This is a genomic window from Synechococcus sp. Lug-A, from assembly GCF_024345655.1.
Classification (GTDB): Bacteria; Cyanobacteriota; Cyanobacteriia; order PCC-6307; family Cyanobiaceae; genus MW101C3.
On sequence record NZ_JAGQBN010000012.1, the window covers coordinates 62,846 to 80,069 of the forward strand.

12 protein-coding genes and 1 pseudogene are annotated in these 17,224 nt (G+C 69.0%); 4 read left to right on the forward strand and 9 right to left on the reverse strand.

Features of this window, described 5'->3' with window-relative positions; all coding sequences use genetic code 11:
* Window positions 1-64: 64 nt before the first annotated feature.
* On the forward strand, window positions 65-1,012 hold the full coding sequence (dusA, locus tag KBY86_RS10310; RefSeq protein ID WP_255141028.1) for a tRNA dihydrouridine(20/20a) synthase DusA: 948 nt from the start codon (window positions 65-67) through the stop codon (window positions 1,010-1,012).
* A 118-nt stretch (window positions 1,013-1,130) separates the two neighbouring features.
* Here the strand turns inward: dusA and KBY86_RS10315 are convergent.
* The 7 genes and pseudogenes from KBY86_RS10315 to KBY86_RS10345 all read right to left on the reverse strand — a co-directional run.
* Window positions 1,131-1,556: pseudogene (locus tag KBY86_RS10315) on the reverse strand (RNA recognition motif domain-containing protein); the annotation flags it as partial.
* 115 nt (window positions 1,557-1,671) lie between these two features.
* Window positions 1,672-3,120, reverse strand: a complete 1,449-nt coding sequence (gene argH / locus KBY86_RS10320; protein WP_255141029.1) for an argininosuccinate lyase — start codon at window positions 3,118-3,120, stop codon at window positions 1,672-1,674.
* A gap of 52 nt (window positions 3,121-3,172) precedes the next feature.
* Window positions 3,173-4,576 (reverse strand): PP2C family protein-serine/threonine phosphatase, encoded by a 1,404-nt coding sequence (locus tag KBY86_RS10325; RefSeq protein WP_255100470.1) that lies wholly within the window; start codon window positions 4,574-4,576, stop codon window positions 3,173-3,175.
* A 145-nt stretch (window positions 4,577-4,721) separates the two neighbouring features.
* A complete protein-coding gene (ftsY, locus tag KBY86_RS10330; protein WP_255141030.1) occupies window positions 4,722-6,455 on the reverse strand; it encodes a signal recognition particle-docking protein FtsY in 1,734 nt (577 codons plus the stop codon).
* A gap of 7 nt (window positions 6,456-6,462) precedes the next feature.
* Window positions 6,463-7,077 (reverse strand): transcription antitermination factor NusB, encoded by a 615-nt coding sequence (nusB, locus tag KBY86_RS10335; protein ID WP_094511194.1) that lies wholly within the window; start codon window positions 7,075-7,077, stop codon window positions 6,463-6,465.
* A gap of 26 nt (window positions 7,078-7,103) precedes the next feature.
* On the reverse strand, window positions 7,104-7,880 hold the full coding sequence (locus KBY86_RS10340) for a DUF502 domain-containing protein (RefSeq protein ID WP_233132862.1): 777 nt from the start codon (window positions 7,878-7,880) through the stop codon (window positions 7,104-7,106).
* 79 nt (window positions 7,881-7,959) lie between these two features.
* The gene (locus tag KBY86_RS10345; protein ID WP_255141031.1) at window positions 7,960-8,610 is read right to left on the reverse strand and encodes an HpsJ family protein; all 651 of its coding nucleotides are present in this window, start codon (window positions 8,608-8,610) and stop codon (window positions 7,960-7,962) included.
* A 31-nt stretch (window positions 8,611-8,641) separates the two neighbouring features.
* Here KBY86_RS10345 and queG point away from each other — a divergent pair, with 31 nt between their 5' ends.
* From queG to KBY86_RS10360, 3 genes are all read left to right on the forward strand, one after another.
* Window positions 8,642-9,622, forward strand: a complete 981-nt coding sequence (gene queG / locus KBY86_RS10350; protein ID WP_255141032.1) for a tRNA epoxyqueuosine(34) reductase QueG — start codon at window positions 8,642-8,644, stop codon at window positions 9,620-9,622.
* An 86-nt stretch (window positions 9,623-9,708) separates the two neighbouring features.
* Window positions 9,709-10,611, forward strand: coding sequence for a tetratricopeptide repeat protein (locus KBY86_RS10355; RefSeq protein WP_094511196.1), 903 nt, complete (start codon window positions 9,709-9,711; stop codon window positions 10,609-10,611).
* A 75-nt stretch (window positions 10,612-10,686) separates the two neighbouring features.
* A complete protein-coding gene (locus tag KBY86_RS10360; protein ID WP_255141033.1) occupies window positions 10,687-13,146 on the forward strand; it encodes a DNA topoisomerase (ATP-hydrolyzing) subunit A in 2,460 nt (819 codons plus the stop codon).
* A 51-nt stretch (window positions 13,147-13,197) separates the two neighbouring features.
* On the opposite strand, the gene purF is transcribed toward KBY86_RS10360, so the two are convergent.
* Together purF and purL are read right to left on the reverse strand one after the other, a co-directional pair.
* On the reverse strand, window positions 13,198-14,697 hold the full coding sequence (gene purF / locus KBY86_RS10365; RefSeq protein WP_094511198.1) for an amidophosphoribosyltransferase: 1,500 nt from the start codon (window positions 14,695-14,697) through the stop codon (window positions 13,198-13,200).
* A 139-nt stretch (window positions 14,698-14,836) separates the two neighbouring features.
* Window positions 14,837-17,206: a phosphoribosylformylglycinamidine synthase subunit PurL gene (purL, locus tag KBY86_RS10370; RefSeq protein WP_399221402.1), complete on the reverse strand. Its 2,370-nt coding sequence runs from the start codon at window positions 17,204-17,206 to the stop codon at window positions 14,837-14,839.
* Window positions 17,207-17,224 lie beyond the last annotated feature (18 nt).

Genomic DNA, 17,224 nt, shown 5'->3' on the forward strand with positions numbered 1-17,224 from the left:
GATGGCAGAGGGTGAGTTGCAGGTGGGGCGGAAGCTGCCCGCGCACCGGTTCAGTGTGGCGCCGATGATGGACTGCACCGACCGGCACTTCCGGGTGCTGATGCGGCAGATCACCCGCTGCAGCCTGCTCTACACCGAGATGGTGGTCGCCCAGGCGCTCCACCATGGCCGGCGGGAACGGCTGCTGGATTTCGACCCCAGCGAAAAGCCGCTGGCCCTGCAGGTGGGCGGGGATGACCCCACGCTGCTGGCGGAGGCCGCCGGCCTGGCCGCCGCCTGGGGCTACGACGAGATCAATCTGAATGTGGGCTGCCCCAGCGAGAAGGTGCAGAAAGGCCGCTTCGGGGCCTGTCTGATGGCGGACCCTGAGCAGGTGGCCCGTTGTGTGGAGGCGATGGCCGCGGCCAGCCCCTTGCCCGTCACGGTGAAGCACCGGATCGGCATCGATGAGCGCGACAGCTACGCGGAGCTGCTGGCCTTTGTGGAGCAGCTGGCCGGGGCCGGCGCCGCCCGGTTTTCCGTGCATGCCCGCAAGGCCTGGCTGACGGGGCTCGACCCCAAGCAGAACCGCACCGTGCCGCCCCTGCGCTACGACCGGGTGCACCAGCTCAAGCAGGAACGGCCCGACCTGACGATCGAGCTCAATGGAGGGCTGCAGGATCTGGAGGCATGCCGGACCCACCTCCAGCACCTCGACGGCGTGATGGTGGGGCGGGCGGCCTATGAGCATCCGCTGCGCTGGACCCGGGTCGACGCGGATCTGTTTGCCGACGGCACAGCGCCGATCGCCACGTCCTCAAGCGTGGTGCGCGGTCTGGTTCCCTATGCAGAGCGGTGGTGCACCGGCGGTGGCCGCCTATGGCCGATCGCCCGGCACCTGGTGCACCTGGTGGAGGGCGTTCCAGGGGCCAGGCACTGGCGCCGGCGGCTGGGGGAAGCCGCCGGCCAGGCCACTGCCGGGGCCGAGGTGCTGGAGCAGGCCTGCCGCGAACTGGAGGATCAGGGGCTCTGAGGGCTCCTGTCTCCCCGACGGTCCGGCGTGAGGCGTTGCAGTTCCAGGGGCTGAGGCTCCAGGCGCTGCGCTATCGCGCGCTGGGGTTCAGGCAGGGCACGGGCGCTTATTGAAAGCGGCTGCGATCTTCCCAGCCACGGCTGCCACGCTCTGAAGCGCCACGGTCGGAGCTGCCGCGGTCGGAGGAACCCCGGTCAGAGCCGCCCCGATCGCCGTAGCCCCCCCCTCCATAGCCGCCACCGCCATATCCACCACCACCACCGCCACCGGCATAGCCGCCGCTGCGACGCGGCCCGCCGCTGCCGCGGGGCTCGGCCTTGTTGATGCGCAACGGGCGGCCCATGAGCTCCACGTTCTGCAGGCCGTCGATGGCCTTGCTTTCCGTGGCCTCATCGGCCATCTCCACAAAGGCAAAGCCGCGTTTACGTCCTGTGTCCCGCTCGAGGGGGAGAGAACAGCTCACGACTTCGCCGAAAGGCGCAAACAATTCAGCCACATCTTCCTGCTCAGCGCGGAAGGGGAGGTTGCCGACGAAAATGCTCACTGACCGTAGAAACCGATTGGACCGAGAACAGGGGCCTTGATGGCATCAACCTCGACGGCCTCGGAAAGAACCCATCGGAGGTGACAGCCCAACCCTAGGACCGCCATTCTCTGCTTCAAGGGTTTTCCGCTGGAATCGGATCGAGCCGCTGGCGCATCAGGGCGAGTTGTTCACGCACCCGATCGAAGCCCGTGCCCCCTTCGCTGCGACGTGCGCGCACCACCTGCCGCGGCTCGATCGCGGCATACACATCCGCCTCAAAGGCGGGATGCAACGCCTGCCAGCGCTCCAGCGGCAGCTCTCGCAGCAGCAGGCCTTCCGCAAGGCAGCGCTTCACCAACCCGCCCACCAGCTGGTAAGCCTCGCGGAAGGGAACATCGCGAGCCACCAGATAGTCGGCCACATCGGTGGCGTTGGAAAAATCAGCGGCCACTGCCTGCTCCAAGCGCTCCGGGCGAAACCGGATGCCTTCCTCCAGCAGGATCGCCATCGCCTCGAGGCAGTCTTCGGTGGTGCGCACCACATCGAAGAGCGCTTCCTTGTCTTCCTGAAAGTCTTTGTTGTAGGCCAGGGGCAATCCTTTGATCATCGTGAGCAGGGCCTGAAGATGGCCGAACACGCGGCCCGCCTTGCCCCGCACCAGTTCCGGTACATCCGGATTCTTCTTCTGAGGCATGAGGCTGCTGCCGGTGGCACAGCGGTCGGTGAGGGCCACGAAGCCGAATTCCTCGCTGGCCCAGAGAATCACCTCCTCCGCCAGGCGGCTGAGGTGGGCCAGGATCAGGCTGGCCGCCGCACTGAATTCCACGGCGAAGTCGCGGTCGCTGACGGCATCGAGGCTGTTGGCATAGATCGCCTCAAAGCCCAGCTCTGCGGCCGTCTGGCGGCGATCGATCGGCACGGGGGTGCCCGCCAGGGCCGCCGCCCCCAGCGGGCAGATGTTCACCCGACGCCGCACATCTCCCAGGCGTTGCCGGTCACGCGCCGCCATCTCCACGTAGGCGAGCAGATGGTGAGCGAGGGAGAGCGGCTGGGCCCGCTGCAGGTGGGTGTAGCCGGGGATGAGCGTGTCAACGTGCTGCTCCGCCTGGGCCAGCAGCGCATGCTGGAACCGCAGCAGAGCCCGATCGAGCCCGTCGATCTTCTGCCGCAACCAGAGCCGCAGATCGGTGCCCACTTGATCGTTGCGGCTGCGGCCGGTGTGCAGCTTCTTGCCGAGCGGACCGATCAGGGCGATCAGCCGGCGCTCGACGGCGAAGTGGACATCCTCCGCCTCCAGGCCGGGATTGAAGCCGCCCGCGGCCGCTTCCGCCCGCACCAGTTCCAACCCCTCGATCAGCCGCTCCGCCTCCGCCGTGGTGATCACGCCGCAGCGACCGAGCATGCGGGCATGGGCCACCGAACCGTCCAGATCCTGCGGCAGCAGCGCGATATCAAAGCCGATCGAGGCGTTGAAGCGCTCGATCGACGGGTGCAGGCCCTCCTCGAAACGGTCGCTCCAGCTGCCGTCGGCACCGCCGGACACCCCCCGACCGCGCGCTGAAGGGGAAGACTCTGTGGCCATGTCCGCCGAGGTTTGTCGTCAGGCAAAGCTTTGCACCCGGCGGCCGGGGGCTTCAGCCCGGCAGTGCCGGCAGCATCACCTCATCGCGCACCTTCAGCACCACCATCGAGGCGTCGTCCTGGAGCTGACGATCGGAGCCCACAAAACGATCCAGACGGGTGAACAGCTGATCGAGAATCCCCTGCGCTCCCAACCCGGAGCGGCAGGAGCGATCGAAGGCCCGCATCAGCCGGGTTTCGTCGAAACGTTCATTGCCGACTCCCGCCGCCTCGGTAACGCCATCGGTGTAATACAGGAGCACGTCGCCCGGCTCCAGCACCAGGCGCTCGCAGCCGTATTCGGCCTCGGGCTGCAGGCCGATCAGCAGGCCAGGGGCATCGAGGCGTTCGAGCGTGTGGCCCTGGCGGCGCCAGATCAGCGGCGGGTTGTGCGCCGCATTGGCGTAGCGCAGCACGTGGGTGCGGGGGTCGTAGTCGGAATAGAAGAGCGTCACGAACCGGTGCGAATGGGCCAGGTCTTCCTGCGCCAGCTGGTTGAGATCCCGCAGGATCCGGTCCGGCGCGTGGCCGCTCAGCACCTCCGACCGCAGCATGCCCCTCAGCAGGGTCATCAGCAGGCCGGCCGGGATCCCCTTGCCCATCACATCGCCCATCACCAGCGCCCAGCGCTCGGTTTCACGGCGCCGTCCCACCAGCTCGGGGCGGGTGGGGATGAAGTCGTAGTAGTCGCCGCCGACGCGGAAGGCCGGCCGGCAGCGGGCTGCCAGGTCCACCCCTTCGATCACGGGGCACTGATCGGGCAGCAGCTGGGACTGGATCTCGGCGCCGGTGCTGAGCTGGCGATCAAGGCGCTCATGCAGGCGCATGTCCTCCTGCAGCACCTCGTTTTCAACCGCGACGCCGGTGAGATCGGCCACCAGCTGCACATGGCGCCGGTGCACATCGCTCCAGCTGGGCCCATCGCCCTGACTGGAGCCGAACACATAAAGCCGGCCGCGCTGATGGTTGCGGGCCACCACCGAAGTGCCGAACATCGGCACCTGGCCCAGCAGACGGCGCATCTCCAGATCCAGCTGGGCCACCACCGCGTCATCGCCGGCGCCGGCGGCCAGATCCTGATCGCTGAGCCCGGCCAGATGGCTCACCAGATGCCGGCAGCGCTCCGGTGGCGAGGCATGCAGTTGCTCGCGCCAGAGGCGGCCATCGGCGTGAAACACCACCAACAGGCTGCCCTCCGCCTCCACCAGCCGGGAGCAGACCAGGGGCACCAGCTCCAGAAAGCGGTTGAAATTGGTAAAACTGCGCAGGGCAAAAGCCAGCGACGCCAGCAGCTCCTGGTTGCGCCGCTGCTCCCGGCTGAGGCTGTCGAGCAGCTGCCTCAGCGAAGCGGATGCCGACAGGGTGCCATGGGCCCGCGGAGGGGGCGGAGGCACACGGGAGGGCGGCGTACTGCTCACGGGAGCGGCCGGGGGAACGAAGAGTAGCAGTGGTGCGCGTTAATCGCTGAGCGCTCGTGATGCGTCTAACCGGGTGGCTGGCATCACCGGTTGAAGCGCAGAGAAGCCGCCCCCGAGCGGAGGGGCAGTCACCGCCACCTCCGGCTCAGACAGCCAGCAGCGCCTCGACGAACTCGAAGCTGTTGAACGGCCTGAGGTCGCGGATGCCCTCGCCCGCACCCACGAAGCGGATCGGCAAGCCGGCCTCGGAGGCCACCGCCAGGGCCACGCCCCCGCGGGAACTGCCGTCGAGCTTGGTGAGCACCACGCCGGTGAGGCCGGCGGCACTGGCGAAGGCCATGGCCTGCCGCAGGCCGTTCTGGCCCTGGCTGGCATCGAGCACCAGCAGCGATTCCACGCTGGCCTGGGGCGCCAGGCGATCGACGATGCGGCGCACCTTGCTGAGTTCCTCCATGAGGTTGTGCTTGGTCTGCAGGCGACCGGCGGTGTCGACCAGCACCAGTTCGGTGCCCTTGGCACTGGCGGCACCGATGGCATCGAACACCACGGCTGCCGGATCGGCGTTGGCGCTCGGGTTGGCGATCACTGGAACCCCGCTGCGTTCCCCCCACACCGTGACCTGCTGCACGGCAGCGGCCCGGAAGGTGTCGGCCGCGGCGATCAGGCAGCTGTAGCCACTGCGCACCGCCAGGTTGGCCAGCTTGCCGAGGGTGGTGGTCTTGCCGACGCCGTTGACTCCCACCAGCAACCACACGTTCAGGCGATCGCGCTGCGGGGCCAGCAACGCCGTGCCGCTGGCCTGGATCGGTGCCTCCAGCACCCCCCGCAGCTGTTCCTTGAGAAAGCGCAGCCCCTCGCCCGGATCCACCACCTCCTGGTTGAGACGCTGCCGCAGGGCCTCGAGCACCTGATCGGTGGCCTTCACCCCCACATCGGCACGCAGCAGCAGGGTTTCGAGCTGCTCAAGCACCTCCGGGGTGAGCGGATCATCCCCGAGGGTTTCCAGCATCTGGCTGACAAAGCCCTGGCGGGTCTTCTCCAGACCGCGCCGCAGCCGGCCCAGCCAGTCGATCTCCTCGAGCGACACCTGATCGGCGCGCACGCCCTGGGCCGCCAGCACCTCCACCGACCAGGTGAAGGCTTCATCGAACGCTCCCAGCTGGGGAGCGGCGGTGTCGGCAGCCGGGGCAGCAGCGGCGCTGGCAACCGTGGCGCCGGTGGAGGCGGCGGTGGCACTCTCCGGCTCCGGCCGTTCCAGCAACTCCTGCTGGCGCTCGCGGCGCTGGGCCGCAGCCTGCTCAAGCAGCGACAGTGCGGGCGCCGGCTGTGGAGCGGCAGGGGCTGCGGGCGGGGCCGGGGCCTGGAGCCTGGCCTCAGGTTGAGGCTCAGGGGGCACCGCTTCAGGAGCGGGCGCGGGTTCCTCCTGCGCAGGCGGGGCAGCGGAGGGTAGAGCCCCAGACCCTTGCTCGGCCGCAACCGCCTGCAGCTCGGCGGGGGGCTCCTGTTGCCTGGCCGCATCCTGCTGGGCCTTCAGCCGGGCATAGGCCTCGCGCGCCCAGGCAAGAGCGTCCTGATCGACGGCGGGTGCTGCAGGGGCGCCGGTTTGGGCCGGGGCAGAAGGGGCAGGGGCTGGAGCAGCAGAAGCGGAGCCAGCCTCAGCAACTTCAGAAGACGAACCGGAGCTCTCCTGGCTGCGGGATGGCCCGCCCTCAGAAGGCTCAGGGGTGGGGGTAGGAGTGGTGGATGAATCACCGGCGGGTCGTTCGTCCTGAGCGGGAGCGGCCGTCGTCGGTACAGCGGATTCAGCTTCAGCCGCAGACGGGGCAGGAGCCGCCACGGGCTGGGGGGCGGATTGGCGCCGGAACCAGTCGAAAACCATGCCTGCCTCAGGGGGCCGCGGTGGTGAACCGCCGCAGAACGCCGTTGATCATCCGCCGTCCCTGCTCGTCGCTGTAGCGGTTGGCCAGATCGACGGCCTCGTTGCAGGCCACGGCCGCCGGCGTGCCGAAGGTGTCGAGGTCGACGGCGGCCAGTCGCAGGATGTCGCGGTCGATGCGCGGCAGGCGCTTCAGCCGCCAGCCCTCCATCACCTCATCGAGGCGGCGATCGAGGTCTTCGCGGTGATCGAGCACAGCCCGGGCCCGCTCCACCGCGCCGCGGCGCACATCTTCCTGATCGGCCAGCATCAGCAGGCGCGGCAGTTCAAGGCCCGCTGACAGGCGGTTGATCGCCTGCTCGGCGTGAGCCAGACCGCGCTGCAGGTGCCCGCGCACGCGCACCACCTGATCGGCGGCATCGACCAGTTCGCTGTCGAGCAGTTGCTGCTGCGCCTGCTCCAGGTCGAGCGCGGCATTGTCGAGGGCTTCCCGCACGCACTGGCTGAGGCTGGCGAGGGCCTGGTGCAACAGGCCTTCAAGCGAAAGGTCGGCGGCGGGAACGCGATCGCTCACCTGGCCCAGCATCAGCAAAGCCAGTTCTCTGGAAACGGAGCGACTCTGCATCGGATCGTCAGAAGGGGTGAACCCCCTCAGGCCTTGGTGGAGGAGGGGGCGGTGAACACAGGGGCCCGCAGCTGGGCCAGCAGGCTGGAGAAGCTGCGGTTGCCCTGACCACCGCGCTCATCATCGGGGCTGACGATCCCCGCCGAAATGATCGTGCGGAAGGCATCTTCCACCGAGAGGTCGAGGTCGCGGACGGATTGCTCGGGCACCACGGCATACCAACCGGTGGTGGGGTTGGGCGCCGTGGGGATGAACACGCTCAGCATCGGTTGATCGGACGTGCTCTGCATGGCGGCTCCGAGTACACCGGTGACGAAACCGACGGCGAAAAGGCCCTTGCTGGGGTACTCGACCAGCACCACCCGGCGAAAGCGGGTGGAGTTGCTGCGGAACACGGTTTCCAGCAGCTGCTTGAGCGTTTTGTAGACCGAACCCGCCAAGGGGATGCGCTGCAGGGTGCCTTCGCCGAAATCGAGCAACCAGCGGCCCACGATGTTGCGGGCCATCAGGCCGATCAGCAGGATGCCGAGCAACGGCACCAACAGACCCACGCCGAGATTGATCAACTCCTGCAGGAGCGGACTCAGCGTATTGAAGGGATTGAATTGCTTCGGGATCGTGGTGAGAAAGGCGAGCACGAAGCGGCTCACCGTGGTGGCCAGCCAGATCGTGGTGGCGAGTGGAATGACCACCAGCAGACCGGCGATCAGGTCGTTCTTGAGGTCCTGGCGAAGACGGTTCCCCAGGGGTTCATCAGTGCGGGGATTCGATTGCACCAAGAGCGGGCCGGAACGACCGGACATCAAAAAGTAGACTTCAACCTAGCCAGCCACCAGGGACGCCGTTAAGCGGCGGCCCATCTCGCCACAGAACTTCCGAGGCTCAGAGCACCGCGGCGAGTGCCACCAACGTGAACGCCACGGCCAGCACCACCGCTGAAGCGGTGCCGTTGAAACGGCGCTGGTTGAGAGCCAGCACGCTGGAGCGTTCCTCCTGCTTCAGCTGGTCCTGCATCTGCTGCAACTGGCGGTCGATGAAGCCGCGCGCCGCCTGCTGCTTCTGCTCAGGCGTGGCCTGGGGCGGCACCTGGCCCGCCTGCTCGGCCTGACGCACCAGTTGCTCAATCACCTGGGGATTGGTGCTCTGCTGCTTGGCCATCTCCAGCTGGCCCCGCTTGGTGGCCAGGCTCTGCTCAGTCTGGGCGGTGATCGAGCCATCGGCGCTCACCGTGACCGGCACTGCCACAGCCAGGCCGATCGCCAGCACCGCTGCCACGACGGTGACCACCCAGCGCAGGGGGGTGCGGCCCTCGTGGGACACATCAAGGCGGCAGCCCAGCAGGATCAGCAGCAGGCCCACCAGCGCCATCGGTGCCTGGCTGATCAGCCGTTCCACCAGCAGCTGCTGGAAGGTGGGATCCTCCCAGCTGCCGATCAGGATCACGGAGGTGAGCTGCAGGGCCAGCAGCACCACCAGGGTGAGACCGAGCCAGCGCAGCAGCACGCCGAAACGTCCGGAAGAGGCGGAGATCACAGCAGAATGACGGTGATGCGCAACTGTACGGGTGGGATCTAAGCCCGACCAGGAACGCCTGTCTCCCGCAGCCCTGGCCGCAGCCCTCAAACAGCAGGCCCAGCTGCTGGGATTCGCCCCCGTTGGGCTGGGCGTCGCCGAGCCGGATGAACGGATGCAGCTGCGCACGGCAGCCCTGCAGCGCTGGCTGGCCGCAGGCCACCACGCCTCGATGGACTGGATGGCCGATCCGCGCCGGGCGGAAATCCAGCGGCTGCTGCCTGGGGTTCGCAGCCTGCTGGCGGTGGGGCTCAACTACAACGTGGCCGCGATCCGCACCCCCGGCCGGCCGGCGATCGCCCGCTACGGCTGGGGTCGCGACTACCACCGGGTGATCGACAGCCGCCTGCGCCAGTTGGGCCGCTGGCTGGAGCAACAGGCGCCGGAGGTGCGCTGGCGGGCCTGTGTCGACAGCGCTCCCCTGCTGGACAAGGCCTGGGCCGAGCAGGCCGGCCTGGGTTGGATCGGCAAACACGCCAACCTGATCCACCCCCGCCGGGGCTCCTGGTTCCTGATCGGCCATCTGCTCACCACGCTGGAGCTGCCTGCGGATGCTCCGGCCGAGCCACTATGCGGGCGCTGCAGCCGCTGCATCGACGCCTGCCCCACCGGCGCCATCACCGAGCCGTTCGTGGTGGACGCGCGGCGCTGCATCGCCTTCCACACGATCGAAAGCCGCGAGCCGCAGCTGCCGCCGGCGATCAGCGCCGCCATGGCTCCCTGGGTGGCCGGCTGCGACATCTGCCAGGACGTCTGCCCCTGGAACGACCAGGACCTGCCCGTGTCCAGCGATCCCGACCTGCAGCCGCGCGCCTGGATGCTCAACCTGCAGCCGGAGGAGGCGCTGCAGTGGAGTGACGACGACTGGGATGAGCGGCTGCGGGCCTCGGCCCTGCGCCGCATCAAGCCGTGGATGTGGCGGCGCAACCTGCGGGCGATGCTGAGGCTGGGCACGCCCGGCCCTGCCAGCTGACAGTGCCCGCCTGAAAAGAGAGGCCATTCGCCTGCAGAAGTCAAGAACCGCCGCTCTAGGGTGAGTTCTGGAATGGAACGCCCGGCATGGCCCCGCGCTGGTTGGCGAGTCTTACGGCAGCACCGTTCACGTTTTCCGTTCTGGCAGGGTCGGTGCCGCCGGCCTTCGCGCTGGTCCCTTACGCCTATGTGCCGCAGACCGCGGAGCTGGAAGCGGCAGGGCTGGGCATCGCCCAGGCGGCCAGCCGCCTGCTGCGCCTGGGCCAAGCGGAGGATGCGGCCCGTCTGGCGGCCCTCACCGTGCAGCTGCTGCCTGGCGACCCGCGCGGTTGGGTGCTGCTGGCGGAAGCCCAGCTGCGCAGCAACCAGAGCAAGCAGGCATCGGCTTCGTTGGCGCGGGCCAAGCAGCTCGATCCACGCAACCCCGGCATCTGGTTCGCCGAAGGCTCCCTGGCCCTGCGCGATGGTCAGCCGCAGCAGGCGGTGGGGCTGCTGGAGCAGGGCCTGCGGCTGGATGGGCGCAACGCAGGCGCCCACTTCGATCTCGGCAACGCCCAGCTGCTGCTCAACAACCCCCAGGGGGCCCTGCTGGCCTTTGAGCGTGCCTCCGGGCTGCGCAAGGGCTTCTGGGAGGCGATCAACAACCAGGGGCTGGTGCTCTATGAGCTGGGCCGCCGCGGCGAGGCGATCGAACGCTGGCGCCAGGCCCTGCAGATCAACGCCAAGGCGGCGGAACCGATGCTGGCGCTGGCAGCCGGCCTCTCCGCCGCCCCGGACGGACAGAGCGAAGCGCGGAGGCTCGCCAGCGAGGCCCTGGCGATCGAACCCAACTACGTGCTTGACGCCTATCAGAAAGAACAACTCTGGGGGCCCCGCCTGCGTGCCAGCACCAAGACCCTGCTCAGCCATCCCGACCTGAAGGCCGCTGTGGACAGGGCCAATGCCAATGCCTCAGGCACCATGGAGACGGAAGAAGAACCCTCCACCTGAGCAGCCACCAGCAGCTGGGCCCGCCAGGCAGCATCTGTAGGCTGAGCCCCTTCCGCCCCCAGACCCCCGAACCGGATGGCAGAGGAGCGCGTCCAACCGATCTCCCTGCATCAGGAGATGCAGCGGTCGTACCTCGAATACGCGATGAGCGTGATCGTGGGCCGGGCCCTGCCGGATGTGCGCGATGGCCTCAAGCCCGTGCAGCGGCGCATCCTGTTCGCCATGCACGAGCTGGGTCTCACTCCAGACCGGCCCTACCGAAAATGCGCCCGGGTGGTCGGTGATGTGCTCGGCAAGTACCACCCGCATGGCGACCAGGCCGTGTACGACGCGCTGGTACGCCTCGTGCAGACCTTCGCCAGCCGCCATCCGCTGCTCGATGGCCATGGCAACTTCGGCTCGGTCGACGACGACCCGCCAGCGGCGATGCGCTACACGGAAACGCGCCTGGCACCGATCGCCAATCAGGGGTTGCTCGATGAAATCGGCAACGACACGGTTGATTTCGCCCCCAACTTCGATTCCTCCCAGCAGGAACCGACCGTGCTGCCCGCGCAGCTGCCCTTCCTGCTGCTGAACGGCTGCTCCGGCATCGCCGTGGGCATGGCCACCAGCATTCCGCCCCACAACCTGGGCGAAGTGGTGGACGCCCTGATCGCGCTGATCCGCAAGCCCGATCTCAGCGACGACAAACTGCTCGAACTGGTCCCCGGCCCCGACTTTCCGACCGGCGGCGAAGTGCTCACCGGCAGCGGCGTGCGCGACACCTACCTGAACGGCCGCGGCAGCATCCCGATGCGGGGGGTGGCCCACATCGAGGAGGTGCAGCCCGGCAAGGGGCGCCACCGCCGCGGCGCCGTGGTGATCACCGAACTCCCCTACCAGCTGAGCAAGGCGGGCTGGATCGAGAAGCTGGCGGAGCAGGTCAACGACGGCAAGATCGGTGGCATCGCCGACATCCGCGACGAGAGCGACCGCGATGGCATGCGGGTGGTGGTGGAGGTGCGCCGCGACGGGGAGCCCGCCAAGGTGTTGGCCGAACTGCAACGCCGCACGGCCCTGCAGAGCAATTTCGGGGCGATCATGCTGGCGCTCGTCCACGGCCAGCCGCTGCAGCTGAGCCTGCGGCAGATCCTCAACCATTTTCTGGAGTACCGGGAACACACCCTGATCCGGCGCACCAACCACGCCCTGCGCCGTACTGAAGACCGGCTGGAGGTGGTGGAGGGTCTGATCCGGGCGCTCGATGCCCTGCAGGAGGTGATTGCCCGGATCCAGGCGGCCAAGGATGCCGCCACGGCCAAGGCGAGCCTGCAGGTCCACTTCGATCTGAGCGAACGGCAGGCCGAGGCGGTGCTGGCCATGCCGCTGCGGCGCCTCACCAGCCTGGAGCAGGACGGCCTGCGGCAGGAGGCCGCTGAGCTGGCACAGGAACGGGAGCGGCTGCGGCACCTGCTCGACGACCGCCAGGCCCTGCTCGACGCCATGGTGACTGAACTGAAAAGCCTGAAGAAGCGCTATGCCACGCCCCGGCGCACGCGTCTGGTGGCCGGCGGCGATGCCCTGGTGGCACAGCGTGCCGCTGCCACCCGACCCACCACCGAGCTGCAGCGGCAGCAGGCGCTCGACGCCCTGCCCGGCGATGGTCGCCTGCTGATCCAGGCCGATGGCCAGGTGCGGATCGTGGGCCCCCAGCTGCTCGGCCGCCTGCATCTGGAGGAGGCCGCCCCGCTGGGTGAGCACCCGTCCCCGGCGCGGCTGATCCTGGCGGTGAGCGATAAACCGGCCGTGCTGGCCTTCAGCGCCGGTGGGCGGGTGGCCCTGCTGCGCTGGGAGTATGCCGGACAGCAGCAGGGCGGCCTGGAGAAGTTCCTGCCCGAGAGCCTGCTCGATGACCCGATCATTCAGGTGTTGCCACTCCCGGCACAACCCGAGGGTAGCCTGGGCCTGCTGAGCAGCGACGGCCGTTTCAAGCGGCTGCCGATCGACGCGTTTCTCGAGCTGTCCGGCCGTGCCGCCACCGTGCTCAAGCTGAAGGACGGCGTGGTGCTGCGCCGCGTGGTGCCCTGCGGCGACGGCCAGGACCTGGTGGTGGGCAGCAGCTCCGGGCGCCTGCTGCGCCTGCAGCTGACGGACGCCGACGTGCCGCTGATGGGGCGGGCGGCCCAGGGCCCCCTGCTGCTGCGGCTGCTGCCCGGCGAGACGATTGCCGGTGCCTGCGCCCCCCGCTCGGATCAGGACGTGGTGCTGGCCAGCCGCCTGGGACGGATCAAGCGCCTGCGGCTGGAGAGTCTGCGGCGGTGCCAGCGGGGCGAGCTGGGCCAGATCGGCCTGCGTTTCCTCGATCGCAGCGACGCCCTGGTGGACCTGCAGGTGTGCGGAACGTCCACCCTGGGGGTGGTGCTGAGCCCGACCCGCAGCTTCCGCCTCGATCCAGCCACCCTTTCGGCCCAGAACCCCGACGAACCCGGCGAACTGCCGCAGCCACTGGCGGCCGGCGACAGCGTGCAGGCCCTGGTGCCGCTGATCAACTGATTTCCGAGGGCTGAGCTGACCTGCTGATCCTCAGGGCCCCGGCAGCAAGGCTCAGGGCTTGGTGGCCGCCAGGCCTGAGGGCTCCAGCATCAGCTTGCTGGAGCGGACGGCGTCGTCCATGGGAATCGGGTAGTTGCCATCGAAGCAGGCGGTGCAGAAATGGGAGGAATGGTCGTGGGCGGCCTCCAGCATTCCCTCCTGGCTGAGATAGGCGAGCGAATCGACGCCGAGGTGGGCTGTGATCTCTTCAAGGGTGAGCCGGGCAGCGATCAGCTGCTCCTGGTTGTCGGTGTCGATGCCGTAGAAGCAGGGATGGGTGACCGGCGGCGAACTGATGCGCATGTGCACTTCGGTGGCGCCCGCATCCCGCAGCGCCATCACCAGCTTGCGGCTGGTGGTGCCGCGCACGATTGAGTCGTCGATCACGATCACCCGCTTGCCGGAGAGCACATCCGGCAGGGGATTGAGCTTGACGCGGATGCCCGCCTCCCGCATCGCCTGGGTGGGCTGGATGAAGGTGCGGCCCACATAGCGGTTCTTGATCAGCCCATCGGCGAAGGGGATGCCACTGCCTTTGGAGAAGCCGATGGCAGCAGGGATACCGGAATCGGGCACGCCGATCACAATGTCCGCCTCCACGGCGGATTCGCGCGCCAGCATCTCACCGATGCGATGGCGGTAGCTATAGAGGGATTCGCCGAAGAAGCGGCTGTCGGGCCGGGCGAAGTAGATCATCTCGAAGACGCACAGCTTCGCCGGCTCCTCGATCCAGCGCACCCGCTCAGGCACCGGCTCGCCCGCCCGGAAGTGAATCAGTTCGCCGGGGCCCACATCGCCGTCGTAGGAGGCGCCGATGATGTCGAGGCCGCAGGTTTCGCTGCTGAGCACCCATTGCCCCTGGTGCTTGTCGCCCATATGGCCGAACACCAGCGGGCGCACGCCATAGCCATCGCGCAGGGCGAACAGACCGTCCGGGGTGCCGATCGCCAGGCTGAAGGCGCCGCGGCAGCGGCCGGCGGCCTGACGGATCGCGGCGCTCCAGCCCAGACCTCCATCCACGGCCTCCTGAAGCGCGAAGGCGATCAACTCCGAATCGGTGGTGGAGGTGAATTCACCGGCGAGATGGTCGAGGGCCTCGCGCAACTCGTTGGCGTTGACCAGATTGCCGTTGTGCGCCAGGCCGAAGGGCCCGAGGCGGGTCATCAGCACCACCGGCTGGGCGTTGCAGACCCGGCTGCTGCCGGTGGTGGAATAGCGGTTGTGGCCGATCGCCAGGTCGCCTGGCATGCGCTCCAGCACGTCCTGATCGAACACCTGGCTGACCAGGCCCATGTCTTTGTGGAGCCGGATCTTGGCGCCGTTGAACACGGCGATCCCAGCCGACTCCTGCCCCCGGTGCTGCAGCGCGTAGAGGCCGAAGTAGGTGAGGTTCGCCACCGGCTGGCCGGTGGCATAGACGGCGAACACGCCGCAGGCCTCCTCCATGCGATCGGGACGCTCTGCCGCCGCTGCTGCTGCACCGGGTTCAGCAGCCACGGCAGGAGCGGTCATGGCTTGTGCGTGTTTGGACCCGTCACCCAGCGCAGGCGAGCTGGCGCCATGGGGGCCGGACGGTGACGGGGAGGGGTGCTGCCTGGGGTGCGCGCGAACCACAGGCCTGACCACTGACCGACTGCGTTGACAGTCTGCCTCAGGCCCCGCCGGCCAAGCGGCGGGGAATCCCTTGCTCGTAAGCCAGCCCCAACACATCGAGCGGCTGCGCCAGCAACGTCGTGCCGCCCCGCTCGATGCTCAGCAGCGCCTCAGCCTGCACCTGGCCCAACCGCTGGCAGGCTGGCGGCGAGCCGGCGGCACCGCTCCGCGGCGCCTGCTCCACCAACGCCTGCCAGGCCTGGGCCTGGGCCGGCGGCACGCTCACCAGCACCCTGGCGCCGCCCTCGGCGAACAGCAGCCGGTCGGCCCGGGCCGTGCCCGCCGGCAACTCCAGCTGCGCGCCCAGACCCGAGGCGAGACAGCATTCGGCCGCCGCCACCGCCAGGCCGCCGTCGCTGAGATCGTGGGCGGCAGTCACCACCCCCTGGGCGATCGCCTGCCGCAGCAGAGCCTGCACCGCCAGCTCCAGCGCCAGGTCGGTGCGCGGCGGCCGGCCGGTGCTGAGCCCGTGGATCCACTCCAGGTAGCCGCTGGCCGCCAGCCCGAACCGCTCGTCGGCGTCATCGTCGCCCGCCAGCGGCACACCCAGCAGCCAGATGGCATCACCGGCCGCGCGCCAGGCCTGGCCGGTGACACGGGCAAGATCGGGCACCAGACCCACCATCCCCACCACGGGGGTGGGATGGATCGGCTGCAGGCGCCCGTCGGGCAGGCGGGTCTCGTTGTAGAGGGAGACGTTGCCGCCGGTGACCGGTGTACCGAGCGCGGCGCAGGCCTCCGACAGGCCGCGGCAGGCCATCGCCAGCTGCCAGTAGCCGGTGGGGTGGTCGGGGGAAGGGAAATTGAGGTTGTCGGTCACGGCCAACGGCTCGGCCCCCACGCAGCTGAGGTTGCGGGCCGCTTCGGCCACCGCCGCCATCGCGCCCCGCTGCGGATCGAGGGCCACCCAGCGGTTGGGGCAATCCACCACCGCCGCCACGCCGCGCTGGGCCGGCAGCAACGAGCCAGGCCCCTGCTGAGGCCGGAGCCGCACCACGGCCGCGTCGGCGCCGCCGGGGGGCATCACGGTATTGCCCTGCACCTGGTGGTCGTACTGGCGGTACACCCAGCGCTTGCTCGCGATCGTGGGCGTGTCGAGCAGGGCCAGCAGCACCTGGTTCCAGCTGAGCGGTGACTGGCCCGCCGGGGTGATACCGGCGGTGTCGGCGGGCGGCAGCTGGGCCTCGCTCCACTGCCAGTGGGCCTGGATCTCGGCGGGCGGGGCAGCGAGCAGCTCGTGGTGGTTGATCGGGGTGTCGTCGGCCAGGGCATTGGCCGGCACTTCGGCGGCCACCGCGCCGTGCTGCAGCACCCGCACCACGTTCTCGGCCACCACGCGGCCCACCACCGCGGCCTGCAGGCCCCAGCGGCGGAAGCGCTCCATCAGCGGCTGCTCGCGGCCCTCGCGCACCACGAACAACATGCGCTCCTGCGATTCCGACAGCAGGAACTCGTAGGCAGTCATGCCGTCTTCGCGGGCCGGCACGCGGTCGAGATCGAGCTCCACACCCACGCCCCCCTTGGCAGCCATCTCCGAGCAGCTGCAGGTGAGGCCGGCGGCGCCCATGTCCTGGGCGGCCACCACATCGCCGCTCTGGAAGGCTTCCAGGCAGGCCTCGATCAGCCCCTTCTCCAGGAAGGGATCCCCCACCTGCACCGCCGGGCGGTCATCGAGGGAGGCTTCGGTGAGCTCGGCGGAGGCAAAACTGGCCCCGCCCATGCCATCCCGGCCGGTGGTGCTGCCCACGTAGACCACCGGATTGCCCACGCCCGCCGCACCCGAACGCACAATCTCCTCGGTTTCCATCAGCCCCAGGGCCATGGCGTTGACCAGCGGGTTGCCGCTGTAGCTGGGATCGAAGGCCACCTCCCCTCCCACCGTCGGCACACCGACGCAGTTGCCGTAATGGGCGATGCCGGCCACCACGCCTTCCATCAGCCCCACATTGCGGGGATCCTCCAGCGGACCGAAGCGCAGGGCATTGAGCAGCGCGATCGGGCGCGCGCCCATGGTGAAGATGTCGCGCAGGATGCCGCCCACACCGGTGGCCGCGCCCTGGAAGGGCTCCACGGCCGAAGGGTGGTTATGGCTTTCGATCTTGAAGGCCAGATGCTGACCCTCGCCCAGGTCGACGACGCCGGCGTTCTCACCGGGCCCCACCAGGATGCGCGGCCCGGTGGTGGGGAACTGGCCGAGCAGGGGGCGGGAGTTGCGGTAACAGCAGTGCTCCGACCACATCACCCCGAACATGCCCAGCTCGGCGCGGTTCGGTGCCCGGCCCAGCCGCCGCACGATCTCGTCGTAGTCCGCCTGGCTGAGGCCCTCCTTGCGCAGAGCTTCGGCAAGCGGAAAGGAGGGGGAGGACACCAGGCGGCCGCAGGCAGG